Source organism: Pectinatus haikarae (assembly GCF_015732185.1).
GTDB lineage: Bacteria > Bacillota > Negativicutes > Selenomonadales > Selenomonadaceae > Pectinatus > Pectinatus haikarae.
In genome coordinates this window covers 75,024-101,454 of sequence record NZ_WIQM01000004.1, presented here as the reverse complement: position 1 = coordinate 101,454, position 26,431 = coordinate 75,024, and the positions used below count along the sequence as shown (strand labels likewise).

Here is a 26,431-nt window from a genome sequence, read left to right as displayed (position 1 = left end):
TATATAGAGCTTTATTTCAAAATTTAATATAGGGAGTGATTTTATGCCTGAAAGTGCGGCTCATGAACTCATGTTATTCGGTTTATCTTTTAACATGGAAACTTTAAAGATGACATGGATGGTCATGGCTGTCGTTGTTATTATGTCAATAGTCGCGACCCGTAATATGAAACTGGTTCCGGTCGGACTGCAAAACATATTCGAGCTGATCATAACAAGTCTTAACAGCCAGATCAATGCAAATCTGGGAAAGAGAGGAGTTTTATTCGCTCCATTTTTAATTTCATTGTTTCTTTTTCTTCTTATTTCTAACTGGTGGGGTCTTATTCCAGGTATGGCATCGCCCACTAATACGCTAAATACTAATTTGGGTCTGGCGCTTTTAGTAGTGGTAATGCTTCATGTACTAGGGCTCTATTATAAGGGGACAAAATATATAAAACATTTTTTTGAACCATTCGCCCCTTTCGTAATTATAAAATTGATTGAAGAAATAGCAAAACCTATCACTCTTTCTTTCCGTCTTTTCGGTAATATCGTGGCAGGTGAACTCTTGATTCACATCCTGCCTAAACTCCTGCCAAATATTTTTGCGGAAGTGATACCAGGCGTAATTTGGCTTGCATTCAGCACTTTTGTCGGTATCGTACAGGCATTTGTTTTTACAATGCTTTCAATGTCCTATCTCGCCGATGGTGTCAATGACGAGGAAGACGCCTAATTTTAATTCGTTTAAAGTGCCGTAACCGGCATAATATTATATTAATAACTCTGAGGAGGATTTCTTTAATGGAAAATTCAATTGCGACAGCAGCAGCTTTATTGGGAGTCGGTATCATGTTAGGTTTGGCAGCATTCGGTGCGGCTATCGGTGACGGTCTCGTAACAGGAAGGCTTATTGAAGGTATTTCCCGTCAACCGGAAGCTAAAAATACGTTATTTGTCAACACACTGATCTCAGTTGGTCTTATTGAAGCTATGCCTATCATCGCTCTCGTTGTCGGCTTCATTATCTTAAGTGCTGCAAAAGTCCTCTGATTTTAAACTTTATTTCAGTTTACAATAAAAGGAGGACAGTAAAATTGATAAATATTGATGGAACGCTTTTAGCGCAGCTTGTCAATTTCATTGTACTGGTTATTCTTCTTAGAATATTCGCCTATAAGCCGATCATGAAAATGCTCCATGACCGTGAAGCAAAAATTGCAAATTCTATAGAATCAGCAGAAAATGATGAAAAAAAAGCCAAACAAACCTTAGATGAATATCAGAAGCAGCTTGCTGAAGCCCGTCTGAAAGCCCAGGAAATAATTGATAAAGCAATGAAACGCGCTCAGCAGGAATATGATGCTTCCGTCGTTCAGACTAAGCAGGAAATTGAACAGATGCGCCAAAATGCAAAAGAAGATATTGTTCGTGAACGCGCTCGCGCTGCCACACAGCTTAAAGGCGAAGTGGTTTCTTTATCGATGGCGGCTGCAAGCAAAATCATTGCGACCAATATAGATGATGCTGCCAATCAGAAACTGATCGGTGAATTCATTGAAAAGCTTGATAAAAACAAGCTGGGTGATTTATCATGCTGAATATTCAGTTAGCCAAAAAATACGCTGCCGCTATGTTTGAATTATCACAGGAAAAAAATAAGCTGGCACTACATGACAGCCAGCTGGCACAACTCAGTAAATTATTTGAGGATAACCGCGAATTAAAAACCTTCATGGATAATCCTCAGATTAAATCACAGGCAAAAAAGGAACTTATGTCGCAGATATTAACTGATTCCTTTGATTCAGAGATATGTAATTTTATGCTTTTGCTAATTGATAAACATCGCATATCACTGCTTTCGGAGATAATCACCAGTTTCCATGCGCTTTCCAATGAAGCTCAAGGTATCCAAATTGCTTATGTTAAAACAGCTTTTCCTTTGACAGAAGCTCAGCATACCACTTTGTTGAAAAAATTGGAAACCATTACTGCGAAAACTATACAGCTGAAAATAAATATTGATTCTTCTATAATAGGCGGCGTAATTGTAAAAATAGGTGACAGGCTCATCGACGGCAGTGTTGTGGGCCAAATAAAATCTATAAAAAAACAACTGGTGGCAAATTGTTGATTGAGGTGACTAACTTCTTATGAAAATGAATCCTGAGGAAATAACAGCCATCATCAAGGAACAAATCAAAAACTACAATGTTGATTTGAACGTTGATGATGTTGGCACTGTTATGGAAATCGGTGATGGTATCGCTCATATTCATGGTCTTGATAAAGCCATGTCAGGCGAACTTCTCGATTTTGGCAGTGATATATATGGTCTAGTACTTAATCTTGATCAGGACAGCGTTGGTGCTGTTTTGCTCGGTGGTGAAAATAAAATAAAAGAAGGTGCGTCTGTAAAACGTACCGGAAAAATAATGCAGGTCCCTGTCGGCGACGCTATGATAGGCCGTGTTGTCGATGCACTCGGGCGTCCCATCGACGGTAAAGGTCCCATAGCTTCGCAGGAAAATCGTCCCGTTGAATATCCCGCCCCCGGAATTGCCGATAGAAAATCCGTACATGAACCTCTGCAGACTGGTCTAAAGGCAATTGATGCACTTGTTCCCATCGGAAGAGGTCAGCGTGAACTGATCATAGGTGACCGCGGCACAGGTAAGACAGCTATAGCAGTTGACACAATTTTGAACCAGAAAGGCCAAAATTGTATTTGCATCTATGTTGCCATAGGTCAGAAAGCTTCTACCGTAGCTCGTGTAGTCAAAACACTTGAAGACAATGGCGCTATGCAATACAGTATTGTTGTAGCTGCTACGGCGGCAGACAGTGCTCCGCTTCAATATATAGCTCCTTATGCCGGTGTTGCAATGGCCGAATACTTTATGTACAAGGGCAAGCATGCTTTATGTGTTTATGATGATTTGTCAAAACACGCAGCTGCCTACCGTGCAATGAGTTTGCTTCTGCGCAGACCGCCAGGGCGCGAAGCATATCCGGGTGATGTATTTTATTTACATTCCAGACTATTGGAACGTGCTGCAAAATTATCGGATGAATTGGGAGGCGGCTCTATTACTGCACTCCCTATAATCGAAACTTTGGCCGGTGATGTGTCCGGTTATATTCCTACAAATGTTATTTCCATCACTGACGGACAGATAATGCTGCAGACAGAAATGTTTTATTCAGGGATAAGACCCGCAATTGATGTCGGTCTTTCTGTTTCCCGTGTCGGCGGCAGTGCCCAGATAAAAGCGATGAAACAAGTTGCAGGCCGCATGCGCCTTGATTTGGCACAATACCGTGAATTGGCCGCTTTTGCTCAATTCGGTTCCGATCTTGATAAAGCAACGAAAGATCAGTTGGATCGCGGTGCCCGTATGGTCGAAACTCTGAAGCAGGCCCAATACTCGCCGCTGAATGTAGCAGAACAGGTCTTGGTAGTCTATACTGCTGTTCGTGGTTTTCTGACTGATGTTCCAACAGAAAAAGTAGCATCTTTCCAGCAGGATTATCTTAAATTTATCAACTCATCACATTCCGAACTTATTGACCTTATCAATAAACAGAAAAAACTTGATGATGATTTAGAAGCCCAGATAAATAAATCTATTGAAGAATTCAAATCATCATATACCTTTTAATCAACTATTTTCTAAGTATATTTGCCAAATAAAAGGCGAGGTGATTAACTTTTGGCCAGTTTACAGGATATACGCCATCGTATAAAAAGCGTAAAGAATATCCAGCAGATCACTAAAGCCATGAAAATGGTAGCCTCTGCCCGGCTGAGAAGAGCTCAGGCAGCCGCGGTAGCTAATAAACCCTATGCCGAAAAAATGTATCAGGTGATTGGCGAGGTTGCTTCGAATATATCAGGCACCTCTCATCCTCTACTGGAAAAACACGACACAGGAAAAATACTGTTCGTCATTCTATCTTCTGACAAGGGACTTGCTGGTGCTTATTCCAGTAATATTTTCAAAGAAGCAAAAATTCATATTACCGGTACCAATGAAGCAGAAAACTTTATACTGGAACATAAAAAATCTACTGCCAAAATTGGTACTAAAACAGCATCGGAGCTAGCACCACAAAAACAGCCTACAAAGACAGATTCTGAAAACCTTTTGGAAAAAACCATTCTAGAGACTGTGGCAAAAAATGATCTTGATATTATTGCTATTGGTCGAAAAGCGTCTGAACATTTTAAGGGACATGGCTACAATGTGGTAAAAAGCTATACTGGGTTCAGCGAAAGACCTAAATACGACAATGCCCGCACTATCGCTGCAGAAATTACAACGCTTTTCACTGAAGGGAAATATAAGGCTGTATATATGATCTATACACGTTTTGTTTCCGCCATGTCTGCCGTTCCTGAAACAGTGAAGCTGTTGCCGTTTGAAAATGTAGGTGCAGAAGCTGCGAATATACCGCACGCCGAATATATTTACGAGCCTTCAGCCGAAACGGTACTCGGCTTTTTATTGCCGCAGTATATCGTTACCATGATCTATGCCGCATTGCTGCAGGCCGCTGCCAGCGAATTGTCCAGCAGAATGACTGCCATGAGCAATGCTACAGATAATGCTCAGGATCTTATGTCCAGGCTGGATCTGCACTATAATAAAGTACGTCAGGCCAACATTACCCGCGAAATCACCGAAATCGTGGGTGGTGCGGAAGCACTTAAGTGAGGAGGTTTTTAATCATTGGCTAAGGGTAAAATTGTACAGGTCATAGGACCTGTCGTAGATATTAAATTTCCTGCCGAAGATTTGCCCGCAATATTAAACGCAATCACCATAGAAGGCAAATCCGGTGACATTGATATTAAATTGACGGTAGAAGTAATGCAGCATTTAGGTGACGGCATCACCCGCTGTATCGCAATGAGTTCTACTGACGGACTGACACGTGGTATGGATGCTGTTGATACAGGATCAGCTATAAAGGTTCCCGTTGGTGAAGAAACACTTGGACGAGTCTTCAACGTTCTCGGACAGACTGTAGATCATAATCCAAAACCTGTGGGCAATAAGGAATTTTGGCCTATCCATCGGCCTGCACCAAAATTTGACGAACAAGAAACAGCTACGCAGATTCTGGAAACAGGCATAAAAGTCGTCGATCTTATCGCTCCTTATGCACGCGGCGGTAAAATTGGTTTATTTGGCGGCGCCGGTGTTGGGAAAACCGTACTTATTATGGAACTAATACATAATATAGCTACTCAGCACGGCGGATATTCTGTATTTTCCGGCGTAGGCGAACGCACACGCGAAGGGAATGATCTCTGGTCAGAAATGACTGAATCAGGAGTTATAAATAAAACTGCTCTTGTTTATGGTCAGATGAATGAACCGCCAGGTGCCCGTATGCGTGTGGCTCTGACCGGACTGACCATGGCGGAATATTTTCGTGATGTCAAAAATCAAGATGTGCTTTTATTTGTCGATAATATATTTCGTTTTATCCAGGCAGGCTCGGAAGTATCCGCTCTGCTTGGCCGCATGCCGTCAGCAGTTGGCTATCAGCCCACACTGACAACAGATGTCGGTGCTCTGCAGGAACGCATAACTTCCACAAAAAAAGGATCGATTACCTCTGTTCAGGCTGTTTATGTTCCTGCAGATGATTTGACAGATCCTGCTCCTGCTGCTACATTTACTCATCTTGATGCTACCACAGTTCTTTCCCGCCAAATCGCTGAATTAGGTATTTATCCGGCGGTAGATCCGCTTGATTCGACTTCCCGTATACTTGACCCGCATGTGATTGGTGATGAACATTATCATGTTGCCCGCGGTGTTCAAGCTGTTCTACAGAAATATAAGGAACTTCAGGATATCATTGCTATCTTGGGCATGGAAGAATTATCAGATGAAGACAAACTTACTGTCACCCGTGCACGCAAGATTCAAAGATTCCTTAGCCAGCCATTCGCTGTAGCAGAACAATTTACCGGTACTCCGGGAAAATATGTTCCGCTTAAGGAAACGATACGCGGCTTTAAAGAAATTCTGGAAGGCAAGCATGACGATCTGCCCGAAAGCGCATTTTATATGGTCGGCAGTATAGATGAAGTAATAGAGGCAGCAAAAAAAGCAAAACAGGAGGCATAATCCATGTCAACAATTAAATTGGAAATTGTTTCTCCTGATAAAATGGTCTATTCTGAAGACGTCGAAATGGCTATTGTCTATTCTACCGGTGGAGAATTAGGTATTCTTTCCGGACATGCTCCATTGCTGACCGGCATCCTGCCCCATGCTATGCGTGTAAAAAGGAATGGCGGTGAAGAGCTGATAGCTGTCTGCGGTGGCTTTATGGAGGTAACTCCGCATAAAATAACTTTGCTGGCATCTGCTGCCGAACTGCCTATAAATATTGACATAAATCGTGCCCAAAAGGCATATGACAGGGCAAAGGAACGACTGGAAATCCTGCAAAAAACGCCTGAAGAACATCAAGATATAGATTCAATGCGTGCTCATGCGGCACTAGACCGTGCCAAGGCCCGTCTGCATGCAACAAAAAATATATAGCAGTTTATTTTTGACCGCGGCTGATCTTATAGCCGTGGTTTTTTTATTTGCTTTCAGCACTTATAAAACATATAATATTAGTAAGTTATTTCTTTAATATGATATTTTATTCCCTGAGAATTCAGTATTTTAAAGATTTTCTGTAACAGAAAGGACGGTTTGCAATGAAATTTACAGGCTATATAGGTACTTACGATTCATTTGAAAGTTTTGGTATTTATCAGTTTGTCTTTGATGACAACACAGGACGGCTTTCAGAACCCAGTCTGTTTTATAAAACAAAGGGTGGCAAATGTGTGGCTATTGCCGACGATAAAATTTTATTCACCAAAGAGTCTTCTGCCAAATCGGGAATTACGTTAATAGATAATAAGACAAATTCATTATCAGAACTTCTCACTGAGAAAGCATCTCCATGCTTTATTGCTTTTCACGATAATAATATATATACTGCCAATTATCATGACGGCGTTGTCATGATCTATAAAGTAAACGGTAATAACCTGCAGATCATAAAACGTTTATCTATGGGAAATGAGGCAGGATGCCATCAAGTTCTGCTTTTGCATAATTTGCTTTTTGTACCATGTCTCAATCTTGACTGCGTCAATATATATGATGCCGCAAATGACTTTTCTCTGACTGGAAAAATAACCTTTTCTGCCGGTACCGGACCGCGCCACGGAGTTTTTACTTCCGATGAAAAGCGACTTTACTTAGTCAGCGAGCTCAGTAATGAATTATTTTATTTTAAATTGCAACCGGATAAATCCTGGCAGTTGATGAAACAATTACCCATTTGGTTAAAGGGCACGGCAAATGCGTCTGCCGCTATACGCCTTTCGCAAGATGAGCGTTTTATTTATATTTCAACACGGGGCGATAATATATTATCAGTTTTTTCGATATCTGACAACATACCTGAACAAATTCAGCAAGTATCCTGCGGCGGAGACCATCCTCGAGACTTTCTTCTAAGCCCCAGCGGCAGTTATCTCTTAGTTGTCAATAGATTATCAAATAACTTACTCAGTATGCATATTGACAAATCCAGCGGCCTCATCACTGCTATTATTGACAGTACGACAGTACATGAAGGGGTAGGAATAACATTGAAACAGGGAGGAATTTAACATGTCAACACCAACATTTACAATATTCGGAGGAACGGGAGACCTGACTTTTCGAAAACTGCTGCCTGCACTTTACAATATGCACACAGCAAAGGACAGTGCAGACGATCGTCAGATCATTATTATCGGACGCCGTGATTACAGCACGGAGGAATATTGTGGAAAAGCCAGAGATTGGGTGAGAAAATTTTCCAGACTCCCGTATACCGATGAAGATTTTGAGAAATTTTCTGCTCAAATCAGCTATTACAAAATGGACTTTATCGACAGCAATGCCTACTCTTCATTGAATCTTTATTATAAAGAAAGAGATTTGAACGATCATATATTTTACTTTGCCGTTGCTCCCCGTTTTTTCAGCATCATCGCCAGCGGCCTTACTAATGTGAAAAACGCCTGTCATGGTAAAGTCATTTTAGAAAAACCATTCGGTGAGGATTTAGATTCGGCAAAAGTTCTTAATATCCAGTTGGAAAAATTTTTCTCCGCAAAAAACATTTTTCGGATTGATCATTATTTAGGCAAAGAAATGATCAGAAATATTCAAACGCTTCGTTTCAGCAATCCTATTTTTTCAAATTTATGGAATTCCCGCTACATTGAATCTATCCAGATATCCGCTTCTGAAGATATGGGAATAGAAGGACGAGGCGGCTATTATGACGCAAGCGGTGCTTTGAAAGACATGGTCCAAAATCATTTATTTCAAATATTATCCATAGTAGCAATGGAATGGCCCGAAAAATTTTCCGCTGACGCAATGCATGATGCTCAGATCAGAGTGCTTCGCGCACTGCGCCCGGTGGCAGACATCCGTGAAACATTGGTGCTGGGGCAGTATGAAGGTTATCATCAGGAACAGCTCGTAAAACCGCATTCATCCACAGAAACTTACGCCGCGCTGCGTTTATTCGTAGACAACGAACGGTGGTGGGGCACTCCATTTTATATACGCACCGGGAAAAAGCTGGACAGAAGGGAAATTAAAATTGCGATTATATTTCGCCCTTCCTTTCTTGAAAAGGCCGCTCAAAATATTCTAATAATAAAAATACAACCCAGTGAAGGTGTATATCTTCAATTCAATATAAAAAAACCCGGTGACACGGACGAAATAATCCAGGCAAAAATGGATTTCTGTCAAAATGACTATGTTAATAAACTCAACACACCGGAAGCTTATGAACGTCTTATAAAAGCCTGCATAAATGATAATACTTCCTGGTTTTCACAATGGGATCAAATAGAATTGAGCTGGAATTTTATAGATAAACTCCATGAATTATACATATGGGAAAAACTTCCTATATTCAAATATGCAGCCGGTACGACCGGACCGGAACAGGCTAATGAATTACTGCGCGGCTTCGGTCATGAATGGATAGATTGATGTCATCACAGCAAAATTTCAAGATCCGTTCAAAATCTATTGTATTACCGCAAAAATTCCTTGACTCTATCATTCTCTTTTATTATAATAATTGAGTATGAAGTTTTCTCTTGTGATTTCCAGCCCCGGTAATCGTGATGAGGCTTTATATAATTATATTTATAAATTATTTTAGTTAATCGCATTATAGGGAAGGAGATATCGATGAAAACCACATTCATGGCTAACAGCCAAAATGTTGAACGCAAATGGTACATCGTGGATGCTGAAGGTCAGACAGTAGGCCGCCTCGCTGCCGAAATCGCTAAAGTACTCCGCGGTAAACATAAACCCACTTTCACTCCGCATGTCGATACTGGTGATTTTGTTATTATTGTAAATGCTGAAAAGGTGAATTTCAGTGGGAAAAAATTAGTCCACAAGACTTATTTCCGTCATTCTGGCTATCCGGGAGGTACTACTTTTACTTCAGCGGGACAAATGCTCGAAAAACAGCCTGCTAAAGTTTTGGAATCTGCTATTCGCGGTATGCTTCCAAAGAATCGTCTCGGTGCTCAAATGTATAAAAAACTCAGTGTATATGTCGGTTCTGAACATCCTCATGCTGCTCAGAAACCCGAAGTACTTGAGTTTAACATTCGTTAATAACTGGAAGGGAGAACAAATTTAAATGGCATTAGTTACTTACTACGGCACAGGTCGCAGAAAAACTTCTGTTGCCAGAGTTCGCTTGGTTCCAGGTGAAGGCAACATTAAAATAAATGGCCGTGATATGGGTGAATATTTCGGTCTTAAAACATTGGAATTAATAATAAAACAGCCGCTCGTATTGACCGAAACTGAAGGAAAATACGATGTGATCGCTAAGGTAGAAGGCGGCGGAGCTTCCGGTCAGGCCGGAGCAATTCGTCATGGCATTTCTCGTGCACTTCTTCTTGTTGATGCTGAATTACGTAAATCATTAAAAAAAGCCGGTTTTCTGACACGTGATCCGCGTGAAAAAGAACGTCGTAAATACGGTTTAAAAAAAGCCCGCAAGGCTTCACAGTTTTCCAAACGTTAATATTTTATGGTATTTTTTTATCCCGCAACCACAAGGTTGCGGGATTTTTATTTATGATTGCCATGTTTAAATTATATGATAGAATATAAATTATAGTATATTTTAATATTTTCATTTATATGGAGGCCAAAATGAAACAATGTATGGACGCTGAAAATCTTCACCGCCGTCTGAAAAAAATCATAGGTCAAGTGCAGGCAATTGATCGTATGGTAGATGAAGATGTGCCATGTGAAGATATTCTTTCGCAAATAAACGCAGCAAAATCTGCCTTGCATAAATCGGGTCAGGTAATTCTTGAAGGCCATATACGTCATTGTGTACTTGACGGTATTGAACACGGTGATGTGAATAAAACCATAGATAATTTTACAAAAGCCGTTGAACGCTTTGCCAATATAACTTGATTCATAATAAAAAGGGCAATATATTCTTTTGATATATAATTTTTCTCTTGACAACCTATAGGGGTATATGTATTATATACATATACCCCTATAGGTATAGAGAGGTGATGCTAGATGTTTTATAAACTTCGGCAAAATAAATTTGTATCAAAAGATATCATATTTCTTATTATTTCTTCTGTTTCTCTGCTTCTCAGCTTCCTAAATACCTTCTCTTTTTCATTTGATATGGCATGGATAGCCATATTTCTTTGCGGTATTCCTATTATCAGGGAAGCTGCTTCGAAGCTGATTTCTTCTTTTGATATCAAAGCAGATATTTTGGTATCAATAGCCCTGATAGCCTCCGTCAGTATTGGTGAATTCTTTGCAGCAGGAGAAATTGCTCTAATCATGAAATTAGGCAGTCTTCTGGAAGAAATAACTGTTGCAAGAGCAAAAGCTGGCATAGAAAATTTGTTACATTTGACTCCCCAGACAGCACGGAAAATATTAAATGGCCAGGAGATGACAATTTCTGCCGAAAAAGTAGCAGTAGACGATATTTTGCGTGTTTTTCCAGGAGAAATGATCTCTGTTGACGGGATAATCGTATCAGGAACTACCTCTGTCGATCAGGCTGTTATGACAGGCGAATCACTGCCCGTCGATAAAAACCCCGGTGACACTGTTCTGAGCGGCACAACAAATCTCTTTGGTTCTTTTGACATGAAAGCAACAAGGGTAGGCAATGACAGCTCTATACAGCGTATTGTCCAATTGGTCCGCTCGGCAGATGCAGGGAAGGCAAAAATTGTCGGCCTTGCTGATAAATGGGCCACCTGGATAGTAATTGCCGCATTAATCACATCTTTATTAACCTGGTTCATCACGGGAGAAATTATACGCGCTGTGACTATATTAGTAGTTTTCTGTCCCTGTGCTTTAGTTTTAGCTACACCGACGGCAATAGTTGCCGCCATAGGAAACGCTACAAAGCACAATATTCTTATTAAAAACGGCGACGCCCTGGAACGGCTGGCTTCCGTATCAAAAATTGTATTTGATAAAACGGGCACGCTGACCTGTGGCAGTCTTCAATTATCCGGCATGCAAAAGTTTTCTTCCGACTATACGGAAGATGAACTTTTCACATATGCAGCGACTATTGAATCCAGATCTGAACATCCTTTGGGAAAAGCTATGGTGTCAGCCTATTATGAGAAACCTGAACAAAATCTATTTTCATTGGAAAATTTTCAAATATTTCCCGGTCGTGGTTTGCAGGCTACTATCAACGGGAAAAATATAATCGCCGGTAATATAAGAATGTTATCAGAACAGCAAATACATATCAGCCGTCTTTATCATTCCTTTATAGAAAAATATTTGACCGACGGCTATACGATTATTTATATGGCAGTAGATGGCATTCTTGCCGCCATTTTCACGTTAACGGATACGCTGCGTCCTGATATAAAAAAAACCATAGCATCAATAAAGGAATGCGGCTTTACCACAGCACTTTTGACCGGAGATAATGAATATTCCGCCAAAAATGCTGCTGTTCATTCAGGAGTCGACAGTGTTCATGCCAATTGTCTTCCTGCTGATAAATTAAAACAAATCGATACATATCAACAGTCTGGTAATAAAATTTGCATGATCGGTGATGGCGTTAATGACGCACCCGCTTTGAAAAAAGCTTTTGTCGGCATTGCAATGGGCGAAACCGGCAGTGATATTGCGATAGATGCTGCAGATATTACGCTTATCAATGACAGTATTAAGGAAGTACCACATTTACTTTATCTTGCAAAAAAAATGATGACAACAATAAAATTTAATTTGACTTTTTCCATGCTGCTTAATTTTCTTGCTGTAATCATGGCTGCAACAGGTTTTCTGGATCCAGTAGCCGGTGCTTTAGTTCATAATGCAGGATCCGTATTTGTAATAATAAACTCATCCTTATTATTGAATTGGCACAAAAAAGATACTGTGCACTCTTTTATATAAAATATTTTTTCACACAATAAAACACCATCACTTTCTTTTGTCTCTTGCTAAAAGACATTGCCTATGTTATCATTAATCAAATAAATAGAAAAATAAGAGCTGCGCAGAATTATGGCTTAACATAGCTTAAAACCAACTATCATAAGCGTCGACACTTATGGCAACAGTATTTAGGATATTTTTAGTTGCTTGATATATCAATGTTTTCAATAGTATTGGCAACTAATTTGTTGCCAGTTTGTTGCCGACTATAACTTATAAATGGTGCTGATTTTATCAGCTATTTTTTTATCATAGCCTTTTATGGCTTGGCCATACAAATCTAGCGTATAAGCCACTTTCGCATGCCCTAATCTTCTTGCGACTTCAACGATTGGAACACCTTCGGCCAGCAATGTCGTTGCGTGGGTATGGCGTAAAGCGTGAAACTTACGATATGGCACATTTGCACAGCGCAACAAATCTTCCCATGCTCTATCAATATTACGCGGATAAATAAGCTTACCGCGCTTTGTACGAAAGCACTGTGTAGATTGATTTATGTTAATATCAATTACCTGTGATTTCAAATTGCGTAGTTCGGACACTGTTTCTATAGGTATTGCTATTTTTCTAATTGATGATTTTGTTTTCGGAGTTGTTATTTGTATTCCAACGCTTGGTAAATAAGACAGAGTATATTTTATAGATATTTCCATCTGCTTAAAGTCTACATCACACCACCGCAAGGCGAGAATTTCACCAAGTCTCATTCCAGTTGTTACCGCAAGCAAAAATAATGGATAACGTTGTTTCATCAAAACATGCTTTTTACATGTTAAGAGGATATTATTAATTTCTTCTTTTGTAAAAATTTCAATTTCTTTTTTTTCGAATTTTGGAGCAGGAATGGCAAGCATGATGTTTTTCTTAATAATTTCAGTTTCATAGGCTTTTTTAAAAATAGATGATAAAAATTTATGTGTTTTATGGATCGTGTGTAATGACAATGTGTCTTGCAAATTCACATATAACTTGTTTATATGTCTTGCCGCAATATCCTGTAATCGTATGTTCGCAATAGCTGATAAATGCCGCGCTTGATCAACATAATGCTGATAAGTTGTTGCTTTGACGCTATTTTTTTTATATGTTTGTAAATATTCTACGGCCCAATTACCTATCGTAATTTCTGACGGTGCTATAAAAGTACCTTTGTTTATGTCGTTTATTTGGCTAATTAAATAAGCTCTGGCTTCTTTTTCATCGTCAAAGCGCTTATAATGCCGCTTCCCCTCGGTGTCAAAGAAAGCAACTTGCCATTTTTTGCGGGTATTATCAAAGGACACTGACCCTTCCCCATGTTTTCGATTTTTAGGCATTTATATCACCTTCATTCTGTTTTTGATCATTTATAATAATAAATTGTTTTTACTTTTAAGCTTTTTGTTTATATTTTTCTAATGCTGATAATGCTTCCCCAGCATCTTTTAAAACTTTTTCTTGTATGTTAAATGCCAATTTATGTGTATCATCTATATTTTTCTTTAATATTCTTACTATAGTGATATCTTTGGCTTGAGTAGTAGGTGCATTCGCATTACAATATGAGGCATATTTTTCCCAACGTTCAGCTAGTACCATCAATGTGTCTATCAAACTTTTCAATTGCATGTAGAAAAAAATTATTCTAGGGATATCATCTTCATCTAAAATTCCCAATTTATCCGTATTATTATCAAATGTCACAACATAGTTACATTCAAGACGAACTATTTTTATATCATCACCGTTTTGGGGAAGTTTTTTTGTTAATTTATATTCCTGATACATATCAATGAAAGCCTTAATTTCAGAGTATAATGCTTTTGCAAGCTTACTACGATTTTGTTTGAGATCCTTTTTCTCTTTTCCACGATCTCTACAAATAGTAAAACCAGATGTTATAGCAAATGTAAATACAGACGTTATAAAAGATATAATAAACTTGTCATCGGTAATAATGGGTATAATCTCCGCAATTAATCCATCCATTTGCCAATCTCCTGATTATCCCAATATCCACCATGCCTATATTTTTTAGGAGTAAATTTCTTTTTTGCCATGCGCCTGGCATATATCATTGATGTCATGTAACTTTTTTTCAATAATTTCATTGATTCTTCATCCAGCTCTGGATCATCTGGACTAAAACGCGCATAGAAGGTTTTATCAAAATCCTTTCTTATATTGCGCATATCTTTTTTAGTAAGTGGAGGTAAATCTTCCATGAGTTTGCCATGCATATCCAGCGCCTCCTAAAATTAGTTTTTCTCATACTTTTGTATAATATTAAGTGGGATAATAATGTAAGGACTATTTATTGTGTAATATGTAGCTTTATCGTTTTCATCTGATATTTTCATGCTTAACTGCACATTAAATGGATCAGATGGATTAATTGCCATGTGATCCATCTGCCACATAGAATTAATCCAATTAGCATGTGATAAGGTTATATTAATACTAATTGTTGAATTGGGCGGTACTACAGTATTTGGTGTTTTTGCCGGATCACCTAAATTTGTATATTGCATACCACCAATTGCAGGCATACAAGTGTATGAACCTATTGTAATATTTGAATCCTTCCATGAAATAACCCTAACAGTATTAGTAGTATTTTTTATTATTAGTTTTGTACCGTGAACTCCATAAATAAATTTCTGACCAAAGGCACCTGCTTTATACCAAACAAAATTATTTAAAGTTTGCTCATCAGAGTAAACGTAATAACTACCAGCTAATAATCCAGAAAATGTTATGTCTAATCCATTTCCCAGTAAATTAAAGGTAGAGCTACTAGAACTAAATTGTATTGAATTTGCAACAATCTGAGTTGCACTTCCATTTATTCTTTTTGCATATGCTGAAGGTATAAATAATATAGATGCGAAAATGAATAGAGAAAAATAAAGAAAAACCCAATCCTTCTTTTTGTGGTTACAATAAATCATATTTGTCACTCCTTCTCCTAATATATTGCGTTAATCTGCCGATGAAGGATGAAAATAAGTACCCAAGTCAGCATACTTTAAATCTAATATGCTTTTTATTTTCTCCACATAGTTATCATATAGTGGCACTTGCAAATTAAGCTTATCAACACGATTATAAATGAACGTTATCTTTTTAGCAGTTTTTAATTTATTTACAACTGCTAACGGAATTACGTAGTATCGAAATGGCTGCGTACCATGCATATTGGTAAATATATGATTAGGAATATTACTAGAAGCGGCATAATAATATTTTGATTCAATGTTATACACTGGATGTAAATCATAAATAGTTCCATCAATATTAAGCGCTGCGTTGTAGAGAATTTTGGTATAGTCCTCGGTAATGGTAAATCTCACCCAGTAATCGCTGTTTTCATCTGATTTTGCATAATTAACAAAGGTAATAAAAATGAAGGGCATATATTCATCCGTGGCAGAAAATGACGCACTGGTCGGCGATTCTGGTTCATATGCAAGTTTTGCCGCAAAACAAGTAGAGGATATAATACATAATAAAATTACTAACATTAAAATCCGTTTCATTTAGAATTCTTCCTTTCAAATTATGTTCCACTTATATTACTGTCATAACGATGAATCCATGCTTTATTTTCTGCACAATATTTCATTAGTTTATCACGCAGCATTGCTCCATTAGATCCCGGATAAATTAATGATTGTCGATTGACATAATTATTAATTTCGATCCATCCATTATTTTTTTTATAAACTGAATTTGATATTGTCGTTATAGTACTATTTTCTATATTCAAATCATTATTATTTATGAGAATATCGCTAATACTATTATCAGGAGCAAGTCCTACAAAATAAATAGAATAATAAATATGATTGATATTTTTTTTAATAGTCATTTTATTTATAACAACATTATGTACTTTTCCATTGTCATCATGATAATAATCAATAGGGATAATCCATGACTTATATTGCTTAAAATCATCTGTATGATTAAGTTGAGACAATACATAATAGTAAACACCTTGATAGCGACTCATCTCAGGAATATAAGTTTGAGGGAAATAATCATATATGCTTTTTCCATTTAAATTATATATGTGCCCTTCAACAAGTTGAATCGTATGATTATCAAGGTCGCAATGTAATCTTATAATAGAATATACTGATGCCGAATCTGGTACAGATAATCCATAACTATTTAATTCCTGTAAACCGCCTTCGGAGTTATAAGTTAACTTTACCCATATATCAGCCGTACCGACATAAGGACGAGCATTATAAACATAGGCAGATGGCATCTCTGTAGAAGTTATGCTATCCATATCAATAAATCTACTAGAATAATTATCAGAATCTATCCATGTCCAATTAACCTTTGCAGCATGACTAAAAGGTATAAAAATAATAAAGAAAATAAAAAATAATAGAGAAATCCTTCTCATTTTTATCACTTCCCTAATTAAACTCGCACCTCATAATATCATTCAGCATCGTATGAACCGTTTTGGGATCAGGATGTTTCTCAGATATTATTCGATGAATTAACCCACTGTCAATATCGTGCCTATAAGATAGCAGATATGCAGCATATAGATTTGCTTCTGCTTCACAGCGGCTTTTCACAAAATATATTGTATTGGCAGAAAAATGATAACCATATTCGCTATGTAATCTTATGTGCCCAAGTTCGTGACATAAAACAATTGTTTTTTCAATCTCAGTCATAGACTGACTGAGAAAAATCATTTTGCGCCGTAAAACTCGGACACAGAACCCTCTTAATTCTGGTGGCAAATCATATTCGTAAATTGTTATATTTAAATATTTAGCTAATTCGTAGGGACTTGAGGTATCATATTTCCTTATAAGATTTTTTACCCGAATGGGAATATTAAACATACGCATCAATCCTTTTTTACGCTTGTCAATGCAAAATAAAAGCCAGGCTACAATTTTACTGTAGCTTGGCTTTTCGGCTGAGAATAGGTGGGGTGACATTTCCACATCTCCTAATCAAACCTTTCGGTTATCCGGCGACGGCTGCCCGTTCCGTCCTCTGATTCTCTTTATCTACGGTAAAATATATATTATTACTGTTTAGTAAGTCCTTTTACACTGGGGTTAGATGATATTTTTCTCATCTGCTCAACTGCTATTCTACGAAGTTGTATAAGTCTTTCCTGTTGAGGCAATCCTTGTTTTATAAACTCAGCATTGACAGCTTCCAAATTCACCATTACCAAGAGCTGATGCAGCGAAGCGTTATCGCGGATATTTCCCTCAATATTTTTGTGAGATTGTTTCCACTCTTTAGCTGTCACGCCAAACAAAGCCATATTTAATACATCTGCTTCATTCGCATAAGTTATCCCAATTTCCTTCTTCGAAAGCGAATCTGTTATTAAATTATCTTTTACGGCATCAGTATGAACTTTATAATTTATTTTTGATAGTGTCCGCTTAACATTCCAATCCAGTGACAAATGACTATTTTCATCGGACTTTAATCGTTGATATTCTTTTATAATATAAAGCTTAAATTCCGCAGATATCCATGAAGCAAATTCAAAAGCAATATCTTTGTGAGCATACGTTCCACCATATCGACCAGATTTTGAAACTATACCTATTGCATCCGTAGATGATATCCATTTTTGCGGAGTCAAAACAAAGCTATTTAATCCTGATTCATTTTTAACCGCCTCGAATTCGACACGTTTAAAATTTTTATTATACAAATTTTCCCATGTGCCAAGAAATTCGATAGTGTTTCTATTACGCATCCAGTTTTGAATTATAAATCTGGGATTAATACTATCCTTATATTTTGCAATATCTGTTAAAGAGACATAATCGTTTTCATCTCCGCTAGATAATACTTCAATAGAATGGCCATTTGCATTTAATTCAGCTTTCATTTTTTTAGGCATACCAAAAACCACCTCACTTATTTTGACTGGTCAATCCTTTTTACGTTTATTCATTTTTTTTGCTTCATAAAATGCAAATTCCAGAGCATTTCTTAGTTTTTGCCGTGATTCATCATTCAGCTTGTGGACTTCGCCGTCAAACATAATTTCTGTTTGATCAAGGAATTTTGCCAAATCCTTAGGCTGCTTAGTTTCTTGTTCGGAAATTTCGGTCTTTATTCCAAAACCATTTAATAATACATTAATGGGTACCTTAAAAACGTCTGATAGCTTTTGCAATGTTTCCATGCTGGGACGTGTTCTACCAGTTTCATATTTGGAAATAGCAGATTTTTGTATATTTAATTTTTGCCCTAGTTCTTCTTGTGTAAAATTATTTTGTTGTCGTAGGCTCTTTATAATATTCATCATTTACACCTCAATTCTTATTATAAAGTTTCTTCTAAAGATACACAATGAAAGTATCTTATGTGGAAATAAATATTAAATATATCTTTACAAGATACTAAAAGCCGTGTATAATCTAAGTATCTTAAAAAGACACTTAAAGAGAGTAGGTGATCATATGTTCAACAACCTCCGCAAAATGCGAAAAACAAAAGGATACACATGTGACTACATGGCAAAGGAGATTGGACTATCAAATAAATCAAGCTATAGTAAAAGAGAACTAGGGAAAACGCCCTTTAGTTTGATAGAAGCGAAGAAGGTGTCAGATTTATTCAAAGCCAGTATAGATACCATTTTTTTTAGCAATGAAGTGTCTTGGAAAGATTCAAAACCAGTATAGGAGTGAGCGAATGGATTGTGAAAAAGCTGTAAAAACAATTAACGGTATTTTTATTAAAGAAAAGGCAACATATGAAGATGTGCAATGGATACTGCGTATTTTATCAGAATCATATTCAGAAAAAGGGAACTATCTCTTGAATTCCACTAAAATTCAAGAGATAGCGGAAGTAAAAACAGAAAGAAAAGAACGACTTTTTTAAAAATGTAAATCATCTATTTCAGCCTGTAAATCACAAATGATATTCGATAACTCTCTGAGTATTTCAGAATAAGACATTTTAGCTAAATCTCTTTTACTGTTAAGAATGTGAATAGCTAATGTGCCTATATTATCTTTTACAATCTTAGTACTAGCTGTCCCTGACATCTATAATCACCTCCCATCTACGGTGATTATAGCATATTTTAAAATCAGCATAGGAGTGACAATATTGATAATAAAATGTACGCCAGAAGAATTTAAACGACTTATAAAAAAAGAAGAACTTTGTATCAGCAAGACTCAAACAGGTGGAACACATACTCATTTAGAGAAGACTGTATCTGTAAAACAAAATGACATCCCGCCTTCTACATTAGTTAATGATGATAAATTTGAACATAATTTTGGGCATCCTAGCTCTTATTTATGCAAGAACCAAAATGACTATTTTACGATAAATCAAATTCAGGAATTGAAAAAAGAAAATGTCGAACTTAAGCAAAAACTTGAAGAATGTCAAAAAAGAACATTATCAGAAAGTGATATGCCAAGGCTCCATCATTGAACAATATCGTTAAGAGTAGCGTACTTTTCTATTACGTATATTGTGCCAGTAAATATAACTTCTTGATGAACAAACGAATTAGATTGAAATTTTCCTGACCAATATTGTATTGCATCAGTGCGATATGTTGGAAGATAACCGAATCTTGAAGCTAGAAAAGATTCATCTGCAATATGAATCCTTCCAGTACAAGATAGTTTGCATATTTTTGAGTTATGAGAAATATTTGTATTCCAAAAAGCGATTCGATTAGATAGGTTATCAGAAGGAATTAACCATATGCATGACATTCTTGACGGAAAATTTGGAAACATTTCAGTACGCACATCTTCAAAAATTCGCTCTCGTGCATATAACTGATACGCAGATAATAATTTTTTTGTTTCGTCCCAATCGATTGCTCCTTCATAACCAAAATGATTGAAATAATCAAAGAATGGATTTAATTGACATCCTATAGTATAAGTTTTACCACAATCGAAATTGCCAATATGATAAAAAATCTTGTCTTGTATATGTTCCACTATAATCATCTCCTGTAGATGATTATAGCATTTCTTTAATTGAATTATACCAGTGTTTTTTGTGCAAATGGTGACAATAAATTACACAAGGGAGGTGATGAAATGATTGATCCTTCGATGTTAGACAGCTCATTTGTTGAAAATGTGTCAGATATGCTTCAGCTTGCAATAATGTGCTGTGACAGGCCTCCTAAAGCTCTTGCAATAGATGTAGGATGCAGCCTGAGTGCAATATACGAAGCAATGAAAGGCACAAGAACAATTCCTATTAAAGTCAGAAAAAAACTGTCAAAGCTAAATTTCACAGCGGCTGCGACTGTTGCGCTTGAATCAACAGGGTTTATAAGATTATTTGGATACAGAAAAATAGACCGGCATATACAAAGCATGATCGTCAGTCTAAAGGTTACAGATAATATTGCTTATAAAGATTTAGAAAAATTACCTGTGCTGCTGCTGAACAAAAATAGTCGCGATGATATGGCTGATGACGATTATGCCCAAGTAAAAATAATTGCTGAAAGGCTTGTTGATCGCACAAACTCTAATATCAACCTCATTATGGAACTTGATACAAAATATAAACTTGATCTAGAAAAATATTTACGCGGGGAAAAAGAAAAGCCGCAGACGCGGGAACGTCTGACGGCTTCATAGGAAAAATTAACTTACGTTCATTATATTTGATTTTCAGATAGAAATCAATGGAGGCGATTATATGAGAATGACTGCAAAAGAATTTGCACTCAAAAATAATATGCCGTTGGCAACAGTGAAACGGTATTGCAAGAAAGGCCTGTTCCGCTGCCACAGAATTGGCCGGAAATACAGTATTGACGTTTCTTGTGCTTTGAAAGCACTAGCTGATCTGGACGAACAACAGGCAGCATTGAGCAAGCCTATGAATCCAGTGCCACGCAGACAGAGCAGAAGAATAAACACGCCTGATGATTATCTAAAGGCTCTTGATGATCTAAAAAGAGGGATAGCGTGATGAAAATAACAAAAGTCATGCATCAGACGAACAAGTGGCTTGCAAAAGAGCCATCTATATTTGAAAAAGCATTACAGGTTGTCTTAATGATAGTCGTGGCTACCGTGCTGATGGGGGCTGTGATGAAGTGACAAATGCAGATTTTATTTTAATGGTGATCATGATGGGGGTGAGCAGGTGAAAATTTTTAAACTTGAATGGTGGTTTAACCATCCGACGGTAACATCAATCACGGTATCAGTTATTGCAAGTGTCGCAACTGCTTATACCACTATTTGGTTATTAAAACCGTTAAAATAGTCGTCACAATAGCAACAGCGATTGGAGTTTCACTGAATTAATCCAGTATTTACGGTTTTCAATTTTATTCTTTAACCTATTTATTTTCTAAACCCATTGACAACCGTGACCAAAAATCAGCATAGGAGGTGAGAAAATGAAGGATTCTATCAAGTATCCCTGCGATGTAAGCAAAGACGAATTAAAAAGGATAGCTGAAATGAGCGAATATGAAAAAGAAATATATAGGTTAGAGCAGCTGCTTATGGCGGCGCGTACTCATGTGCATCCAAATACTTACCATGGACAAATTATTGATCCATATCATGTGGAAGAATTAATCAAAAATTAATTGTAAAAGGATCTCTGATTTCAATTACTTTGGCCGTTCCTTCAAATAATACTTCTGTATCAATATTATCGCACGATGCATTATCCCCTTGCCAATATTTTACGGCATCTTCGCGCAACAATTTGACATCATTTATGTTTAAAGTTAAGTATTTTTGATTGGCATAATGAATGTTTCCGGTGCAGCTAAATTTTAATATTTTGAGAGATGACATGGTGGGATTATACATTTGCTTAAACCAGAAAACCAAAGCCTGTGATAGATTCTCAGAATTAGGAATCAACCATAAACATGTTTTCCTTGATGGGAGACTAGGGAAATCTTTTTGTCGCATTTCTTCAAAGATCATCTCTTGAGCATAACGAATATATTCATTGGCTAATTGAGGGATAGTTTGATTAGACATACTTTCATAGAAAGAGTAGTAGTTATTTAATTTTTTACCAAAAGTGTAAGTTTTACTCAGTGAAAAAGGAATTTCTTTTGTTGTAACTACTCTAATATGATAAAAAATTTTATCTTGTATATGTTCCAATATAATCATCTCCTGTAGGTGATTATATCATATTAAAAAACATGAAAGGGAAGTAACCATGCAAAAAGCTATAAGCGCATTAAAGTACGCAGAACATTGCGGCCTGCCATACGATTTAGTCAAACATTATTGTAAGCAAGGTATCAGTTATCTTGGCTGCTGCTAAGGACATGGGAATGAAATAGTAAATGAAAAACACATGAAAAAAGACGCTGCCATGTGCTGGCAACGTCAAGAGTAAAAATTTCATAAAGAAATGTGCTGATGTTAGAGCATCAGTACAGAAGGGCTGACAATTACAACTTATTTATAATTATTATACTATTTTTCATGTAATTTGTCAGCCTAAAAATTAAAGAGGCTTCGGTCTCTTTTTCCCTTGATCAAGTAATTAATAAGTCAAACAATCAGCATGCATTTTTATTCACAGCAACGGGGTTGACACCTATATGCCATACATGAAAAAGATCAGGAAAACAATAAATAAAAAAGTCATAGAAAAAACACTTTATTATACTTATCGGACTTTACCAAAAGATAAAAAAATAAGAGAAAAAAGAGCAGGGCGGGTAAATCATACCCCAGAGCGGCAAAAAGAAATAAACCGGCTGCACGCTGCTAATAAACTTGCCCTGAAAATAGCCAATAACTTTAAAATCGGTGACTGGTACCTGACGATGACAATAGCCGGCAAAGCGCCGCCGAAAGAAAAAGTGAAAAAAAGTCTTGACCTCTTCATGGTAAATCTGCGGCGCTATTATAAAAGAAAAAACAGCGTGCTTAAATATATCGCCGTGCTGGAAAATCTCAAAGGAGCGGGCAGACCGCATGCCCATATGCTTATAAATTCCCTTGCACCTGAAGACATGGCAGTACTGCAAAGATATTGGACACTGGGGCGGCTCAGGATAGAAATGTTTGGCGGTCAGATCGAAGACTGCACCAGGCTTGCCGCATATTTTAAAAAAGAAGACGTCGAAGAGCACAGCGGGCGGCTGCGGACCAGCACCAACCTGATAAATCCGGTCGAAGAAAAAGAAAAAGTCACCAGATCGGAATGTTACAGCCAGCGGATAACACCGCCAAAGGGATACCACGTAAATAAGCAGCTGACCTATCAAAGCTATACCAAAGATGGCTATCCCTGCCAGCGAATCATCTTTGTAAGAGATTGAGAGGAGAAAAATGAACGAAGCAATTTTAATTGATACAAAAAAAGTCGCCAAACAAGCAAAAACCGCCGGTGAATTTATGATGTTCAAATGCCCATCCGGCAATCTGCTTGTGACCAGCCAATTTATGCTCAACATGACAGAAACACAGTTCTTTTCTGTGCAGTGCAAATTAGAACTGCCGGAGCTCAACTCATGGTGGATGCAGATCAAGCAAAACCTCATGCGCTCGGAAAATTGGGAACCGGAGCTTAATGTATGGGAAGAACGCTATAACGCATGGCTGAACGATATTGATACAGATAAAAAACTATCCAATACCCAGATAATTTTGCAGGACTGCTATTTATATACGGACGGATTTACCTATATCGCGGCAAAAGCTGAAAGAATAGACATGGTAGCATACTCCGAATTGCTGTGGTTGCCCATTGCAAGGATCAGGCATTATCAAGAATCATAACAGCAGCAAAAATAGATTAAGGGAATATTATCTCTCAGGAGAAATGGAAGGAAGTGCGATTGATGGCAAATTTTGAAGCGGCACACGAAAAACTGATAAATGAAATGAAAGGGCATGAAAACATACCCATATATGAGAGCGTATTAGATTACCTGATGCGCCAGGCAGAAAACACAGTATCGGCCGATCAGATTATAGATAGCAAAAAAAACATAAAAGGCGCGGTAGACCATATGACTGCTGCTGCAAGGAAAAAGGCAACGGGCGGTTCATACGTCATGACCGATGATGAAGGATTTAAAATCATTGATGAATATTACGGTTTCGGCGCGCAAGCGCTTGCGGAAAACAGTAAAAATCAAGCGTCAAAACGGCTTGATATAGACTTTGACGACTTATAAAAAATGACAAATAAAAAACAGAGGTGATATGCTATGCTGCTTGATTATATAAAGATCCCCAGAGTGTTTACCTTTTATACTGCCCATATGCTCAGATGGAACGAAACGGGAGGTCTGATGCCAACGCACCACTACTGCACAAAATGCGGACAAATGTTTGCCGCTGTATTGAAAATAAAAAGTAATATGGGCTATGACTATATTGACGACAAAGTAATATACTGCCCGCATTGCCGTGAACAATATATAGCATATAGTTATAAAGGCAGAAATTTCGATATTGCTATAAAATCAAAAGACCACATTATGCCGCTGGATATGACAATAAAACTGGAAAAATTTAAATATGGACTAAGACTAAGCATATCCGGAGTGGAACTAAAACCGGCTGCTGACATGACGCTCTGGAATAAAAGCCGCTACACGGAAACAATAACTTTTGACATTAATAAACGAAAAACAATATTCAAACAAGATGATTTAATTGAAATTGAGCTTGGTGATCCATTTGACACCACCTTCCTGGATAACTCACATCTCGCTTCTTTATTCGGACACCCGTGCATAGCAAAATACAAAAAAAGAATGACCGATATGACGCATCTATTAAGAAACGAAATATGTAAAGGCCTAAAAAACAGGCTTGGCCACAAAATAAAATCCATATATCGGCCATACGGATCGGAATTCGGCCCGTTTGCCATCCTGATAATGAACATTGCTTACCGTATGATCTGTACTGATGCACCGAATTTAACAGATCGGATACTTAACAGCAATCCGCATAGCAGACTTGAACCAAAAGGACATGAGACATATATACCAAATGATGAAAAAATTATGTCCGCTGACTTTTGCAATACAATCAGAAAAGAAAAAGACACTATAACGGCACTGATCAAACTTGCCCGGCTGCCAAATAAACGCATACTGCGCAAAATATTAGCGGCAGAACCCTTTGATTATTTACTGCTTAGAGACATTATGCAAATAAGCCAGAATCTTGATCATCTGGTGGCAATATATAAAAAATGCACAGAGGATAACACGGGAAATATTGATACCCGAAGATTTATAAACAGCTCCAAGAGAATAAGGCAGTATTATCCGGCTGATGATGTGCTAAGACTGATTAAACACAATAAAATGCACGAATTTTATGATACCGGGGACATGCTGGTTAACATGAGCGACAAAATGAAAAAAAAATTCAACAAAAATAAACCGTCAATCACTGATGCCCATGACTGGCTGGCAATCGAAAAAAAGAAAGAAAAAAATCCGTTGATAACCTTTGACATTACAGATTATCGGCACAGCATGGAAATGCAGTTAAACAGCATAAAATTTGCAGTGCCGCATACATCAAATGATTTGCTCAACGCGGGTGTAAAACTTAAAAACTGTGTAAGTACCTACACTGACAGAGTAGCAGCACGGGAAACAAATATTGTTTTGGCTGCAGACAATAAGGGCAAACTGATTATCTGCATAGAAGTTGAGGCCAATACAATAAGGCAGGCAAAGCTTGCAGCGAACAGCCAGGTAAGAAATAACAGGAAATTAAATGATACCGTTATAGACTGGGCGGAAAAACTCGGCATAAACTGGGTAAGCTGCCGAGATATACAGCCAAAAACAAAACAAATAACGGCTATTGCCGTATAAATAG

General features: G+C 37.4%; 37 protein-coding genes. 25 read left to right on the top strand and 12 right to left on the bottom strand.

Annotation, left to right across the window (positions count from 1 at the left end; all coding sequences use genetic code 11):
* Nucleotides 1-43: 43 nt before the first annotated feature.
* The 14 genes from atpB (at nt 44) to I6758_RS01580 (ending at nt 12,548) form a co-directional block, all read left to right on the top strand.
* Nucleotides 44-721, top strand: coding sequence for a F0F1 ATP synthase subunit A (gene atpB / locus I6758_RS01650; RefSeq protein WP_196603480.1), 678 nt, complete (start codon nt 44-46; stop codon nt 719-721).
* A gap of 68 nt (nt 722-789) precedes the next feature.
* Nucleotides 790-1,038, top strand: a complete 249-nt coding sequence (atpE, locus tag I6758_RS01645) for a F0F1 ATP synthase subunit C (RefSeq protein ID WP_196603479.1) — start codon at nt 790-792, stop codon at nt 1,036-1,038.
* 44 nt (nt 1,039-1,082) lie between these two features.
* Entirely contained in the window at nt 1,083-1,586 is a 504-nt protein-coding gene (gene atpF / locus I6758_RS01640; protein ID WP_196603478.1) for a F0F1 ATP synthase subunit B, read from the top strand.
* Entirely contained in the window at nt 1,580-2,122 is a 543-nt protein-coding gene (locus I6758_RS01635) for a F0F1 ATP synthase subunit delta (protein WP_196603477.1), read from the top strand. Before atpF ends, I6758_RS01635 begins: the two co-directional genes overlap by 7 nt.
* Nucleotides 2,123-2,141: 19 nt before the next feature.
* Nucleotides 2,142-3,650 carry a F0F1 ATP synthase subunit alpha gene (atpA, locus tag I6758_RS01630; protein ID WP_196603476.1) on the top strand — a complete coding sequence of 503 codons (1,509 nt, stop codon included), beginning with the start codon at nt 2,142-2,144 and terminating at the stop codon, nt 3,648-3,650.
* A 51-nt stretch (nt 3,651-3,701) separates the two neighbouring features.
* Entirely contained in the window at nt 3,702-4,706 is a 1,005-nt protein-coding gene (atpG, locus tag I6758_RS01620; RefSeq protein ID WP_231038452.1) for an ATP synthase F1 subunit gamma, read from the top strand.
* A 15-nt stretch (nt 4,707-4,721) separates the two neighbouring features.
* Nucleotides 4,722-6,134, top strand: a complete 1,413-nt coding sequence (gene atpD, locus I6758_RS01615) for a F0F1 ATP synthase subunit beta (protein WP_196603475.1) — start codon at nt 4,722-4,724, stop codon at nt 6,132-6,134.
* A gap of 3 nt (nt 6,135-6,137) precedes the next feature.
* The gene (gene atpC / locus I6758_RS01610) at nt 6,138-6,557 is read left to right on the top strand and encodes an ATP synthase F1 subunit epsilon (RefSeq protein WP_196603474.1); all 420 of its coding nucleotides are present in this window, start codon (nt 6,138-6,140) and stop codon (nt 6,555-6,557) included.
* 164 nt (nt 6,558-6,721) lie between these two features.
* Nucleotides 6,722-7,690: a beta-propeller fold lactonase family protein gene (locus tag I6758_RS01605; RefSeq protein WP_196603473.1), complete on the top strand. Its 969-nt coding sequence runs from the start codon at nt 6,722-6,724 to the stop codon at nt 7,688-7,690.
* Nucleotide 7,691: 1 nt separating this feature from the next.
* Nucleotides 7,692-9,080, top strand: coding sequence for a glucose-6-phosphate dehydrogenase (zwf, locus tag I6758_RS01600; RefSeq protein ID WP_196603472.1), 1,389 nt, complete (start codon nt 7,692-7,694; stop codon nt 9,078-9,080).
* A 204-nt stretch (nt 9,081-9,284) separates the two neighbouring features.
* Nucleotides 9,285-9,725 carry a 50S ribosomal protein L13 gene (gene rplM, locus I6758_RS01595; protein WP_196603471.1) on the top strand — a complete coding sequence of 147 codons (441 nt, stop codon included), beginning with the start codon at nt 9,285-9,287 and terminating at the stop codon, nt 9,723-9,725.
* Between the two features lie 25 nt (nt 9,726-9,750).
* Nucleotides 9,751-10,143 carry a 30S ribosomal protein S9 gene (gene rpsI, locus I6758_RS01590; RefSeq protein WP_196603470.1) on the top strand — a complete coding sequence of 131 codons (393 nt, stop codon included), beginning with the start codon at nt 9,751-9,753 and terminating at the stop codon, nt 10,141-10,143.
* Between the two features lie 131 nt (nt 10,144-10,274).
* Nucleotides 10,275-10,550: a metal-sensing transcriptional repressor gene (locus I6758_RS01585; RefSeq protein ID WP_196603469.1), complete on the top strand. Its 276-nt coding sequence runs from the start codon at nt 10,275-10,277 to the stop codon at nt 10,548-10,550.
* Nucleotides 10,551-10,664: 114 nt separating this feature from the next.
* Nucleotides 10,665-12,548 (top strand): heavy metal translocating P-type ATPase, encoded by a 1,884-nt coding sequence (locus I6758_RS01580; RefSeq protein ID WP_196603468.1) that lies wholly within the window; start codon nt 10,665-10,667, stop codon nt 12,546-12,548.
* 248 nt (nt 12,549-12,796) lie between these two features.
* On the opposite strand, the gene I6758_RS01575 is transcribed toward I6758_RS01580, so the two are convergent.
* The 9 genes from I6758_RS01575 to I6758_RS01535 form a co-directional block, all read right to left on the bottom strand.
* A complete protein-coding gene (locus I6758_RS01575) occupies nt 12,797-13,909 on the bottom strand; it encodes a tyrosine-type recombinase/integrase (protein ID WP_196603467.1) in 1,113 nt (370 codons plus the stop codon).
* Between the two features lie 55 nt (nt 13,910-13,964).
* Complete coding sequence (locus tag I6758_RS01570) at nt 13,965-14,561, bottom strand: hypothetical protein (RefSeq protein ID WP_196603466.1); 597 nt, start codon at nt 14,559-14,561, stop codon at nt 13,965-13,967.
* Nucleotides 14,549-14,812 (bottom strand): hypothetical protein, encoded by a 264-nt coding sequence (locus I6758_RS01565; RefSeq protein WP_196603465.1) that lies wholly within the window; start codon nt 14,810-14,812, stop codon nt 14,549-14,551. The genes I6758_RS01570 and I6758_RS01565 overlap by 13 nt, the downstream gene beginning before the upstream one ends.
* Before the next feature lie 18 nt (nt 14,813-14,830).
* Entirely contained in the window at nt 14,831-15,523 is a 693-nt protein-coding gene (locus I6758_RS01560) for a hypothetical protein (RefSeq protein WP_196603464.1), read from the bottom strand.
* Between the two features lie 30 nt (nt 15,524-15,553).
* Nucleotides 15,554-16,111 (bottom strand): hypothetical protein, encoded by a 558-nt coding sequence (locus tag I6758_RS01555; RefSeq protein ID WP_196603463.1) that lies wholly within the window; start codon nt 16,109-16,111, stop codon nt 15,554-15,556.
* Between the two features lie 20 nt (nt 16,112-16,131).
* Nucleotides 16,132-16,992 carry a hypothetical protein gene (locus tag I6758_RS01550; RefSeq protein WP_196603462.1) on the bottom strand — a complete coding sequence of 287 codons (861 nt, stop codon included), beginning with the start codon at nt 16,990-16,992 and terminating at the stop codon, nt 16,132-16,134.
* Nucleotides 16,993-17,005: 13 nt separating this feature from the next.
* Nucleotides 17,006-17,449: an ImmA/IrrE family metallo-endopeptidase gene (locus I6758_RS01545; protein WP_196603791.1), complete on the bottom strand. Its 444-nt coding sequence runs from the start codon at nt 17,447-17,449 to the stop codon at nt 17,006-17,008.
* A 191-nt stretch (nt 17,450-17,640) separates the two neighbouring features.
* Nucleotides 17,641-18,480, bottom strand: coding sequence for a KilA-N domain-containing protein (locus I6758_RS01540; RefSeq protein ID WP_196603461.1), 840 nt, complete (start codon nt 18,478-18,480; stop codon nt 17,641-17,643).
* Between the two features lie 30 nt (nt 18,481-18,510).
* Nucleotides 18,511-18,891, bottom strand: a complete 381-nt coding sequence (locus tag I6758_RS01535; RefSeq protein ID WP_196603460.1) for a helix-turn-helix domain-containing protein — start codon at nt 18,889-18,891, stop codon at nt 18,511-18,513.
* 154 nt (nt 18,892-19,045) lie between these two features.
* Between I6758_RS01535 and I6758_RS15175 the strand changes: the two genes are divergently transcribed.
* Complete coding sequence (locus I6758_RS15175) at nt 19,046-19,270, top strand: helix-turn-helix transcriptional regulator (protein ID WP_196603459.1); 225 nt, start codon at nt 19,046-19,048, stop codon at nt 19,268-19,270.
* A gap of 10 nt (nt 19,271-19,280) precedes the next feature.
* A complete protein-coding gene (locus I6758_RS01525) occupies nt 19,281-19,472 on the top strand; it encodes a hypothetical protein (protein ID WP_196603458.1) in 192 nt (63 codons plus the stop codon).
* On the opposite strand, the gene I6758_RS01520 is transcribed toward I6758_RS01525, so the two are convergent.
* On the bottom strand, nt 19,469-19,639 hold the full coding sequence (locus I6758_RS01520) for a hypothetical protein (RefSeq protein WP_196603457.1): 171 nt from the start codon (nt 19,637-19,639) through the stop codon (nt 19,469-19,471). The two genes, I6758_RS01525 and I6758_RS01520, sit on opposite strands and share 4 nt — an antisense overlap.
* 64 nt (nt 19,640-19,703) lie before the next feature.
* Here I6758_RS01520 and I6758_RS01515 point away from each other — a divergent pair, with 64 nt between their 5' ends.
* The gene (locus tag I6758_RS01515) at nt 19,704-20,039 is read left to right on the top strand and encodes a hypothetical protein (protein ID WP_196603456.1); all 336 of its coding nucleotides are present in this window, start codon (nt 19,704-19,706) and stop codon (nt 20,037-20,039) included.
* Here I6758_RS01515 and I6758_RS15025 read toward each other — a convergent pair.
* Entirely contained in the window at nt 20,033-20,563 is a 531-nt protein-coding gene (locus tag I6758_RS15025; protein WP_196603455.1) for a DUF2441 domain-containing protein, read from the bottom strand. The genes I6758_RS01515 and I6758_RS15025 overlap by 7 nt on opposite strands.
* A 102-nt stretch (nt 20,564-20,665) precedes the next feature.
* On the opposite strand from I6758_RS15025, the gene I6758_RS01505 reads away from it, so the two are divergent.
* The 4 genes from I6758_RS01505 (at nt 20,666) to I6758_RS01495 (ending at nt 22,188) form a co-directional block, all read left to right on the top strand.
* Nucleotides 20,666-21,220 (top strand): hypothetical protein, encoded by a 555-nt coding sequence (locus I6758_RS01505; RefSeq protein WP_196603454.1) that lies wholly within the window; start codon nt 20,666-20,668, stop codon nt 21,218-21,220.
* 61 nt (nt 21,221-21,281) lie between these two features.
* Entirely contained in the window at nt 21,282-21,557 is a 276-nt protein-coding gene (locus I6758_RS01500) for a hypothetical protein (protein ID WP_196603453.1), read from the top strand.
* A complete protein-coding gene (locus I6758_RS15020; protein ID WP_269140318.1) occupies nt 21,557-21,688 on the top strand; it encodes a hypothetical protein in 132 nt (43 codons plus the stop codon). The genes I6758_RS01500 and I6758_RS15020 overlap by 1 nt, the downstream gene beginning before the upstream one ends.
* A gap of 305 nt (nt 21,689-21,993) precedes the next feature.
* Entirely contained in the window at nt 21,994-22,188 is a 195-nt protein-coding gene (locus tag I6758_RS01495; protein WP_196603452.1) for a hypothetical protein, read from the top strand.
* On the opposite strand, the gene I6758_RS01490 is transcribed toward I6758_RS01495, so the two are convergent.
* Complete coding sequence (locus I6758_RS01490; RefSeq protein ID WP_196603451.1) at nt 22,178-22,723, bottom strand: DUF2441 domain-containing protein; 546 nt, start codon at nt 22,721-22,723, stop codon at nt 22,178-22,180. The genes I6758_RS01495 and I6758_RS01490 overlap by 11 nt on opposite strands.
* A 449-nt stretch (nt 22,724-23,172) precedes the next feature.
* On the opposite strand from I6758_RS01490, the gene I6758_RS01485 reads away from it, so the two are divergent.
* The 4 genes from I6758_RS01485 (at nt 23,173) to I6758_RS01470 (ending at nt 26,427) form a co-directional block, all read left to right on the top strand.
* Complete coding sequence (locus tag I6758_RS01485) at nt 23,173-23,898, top strand: rolling circle replication-associated protein (protein WP_196603450.1); 726 nt, start codon at nt 23,173-23,175, stop codon at nt 23,896-23,898.
* Nucleotides 23,899-23,908: 10 nt separating this feature from the next.
* The gene (locus I6758_RS01480; RefSeq protein WP_196603449.1) at nt 23,909-24,358 is read left to right on the top strand and encodes a hypothetical protein; all 450 of its coding nucleotides are present in this window, start codon (nt 23,909-23,911) and stop codon (nt 24,356-24,358) included.
* Between the two features lie 62 nt (nt 24,359-24,420).
* On the top strand, nt 24,421-24,759 hold the full coding sequence (locus tag I6758_RS01475) for a Cas9 inhibitor AcrIIA9 family protein (RefSeq protein ID WP_196603448.1): 339 nt from the start codon (nt 24,421-24,423) through the stop codon (nt 24,757-24,759).
* A 33-nt stretch (nt 24,760-24,792) separates the two neighbouring features.
* Entirely contained in the window at nt 24,793-26,427 is a 1,635-nt protein-coding gene (locus I6758_RS01470; RefSeq protein ID WP_196603447.1) for a PcfJ domain-containing protein, read from the top strand.
* The last annotated feature ends 4 nt before the right edge of the window (nt 26,428-26,431 follow it).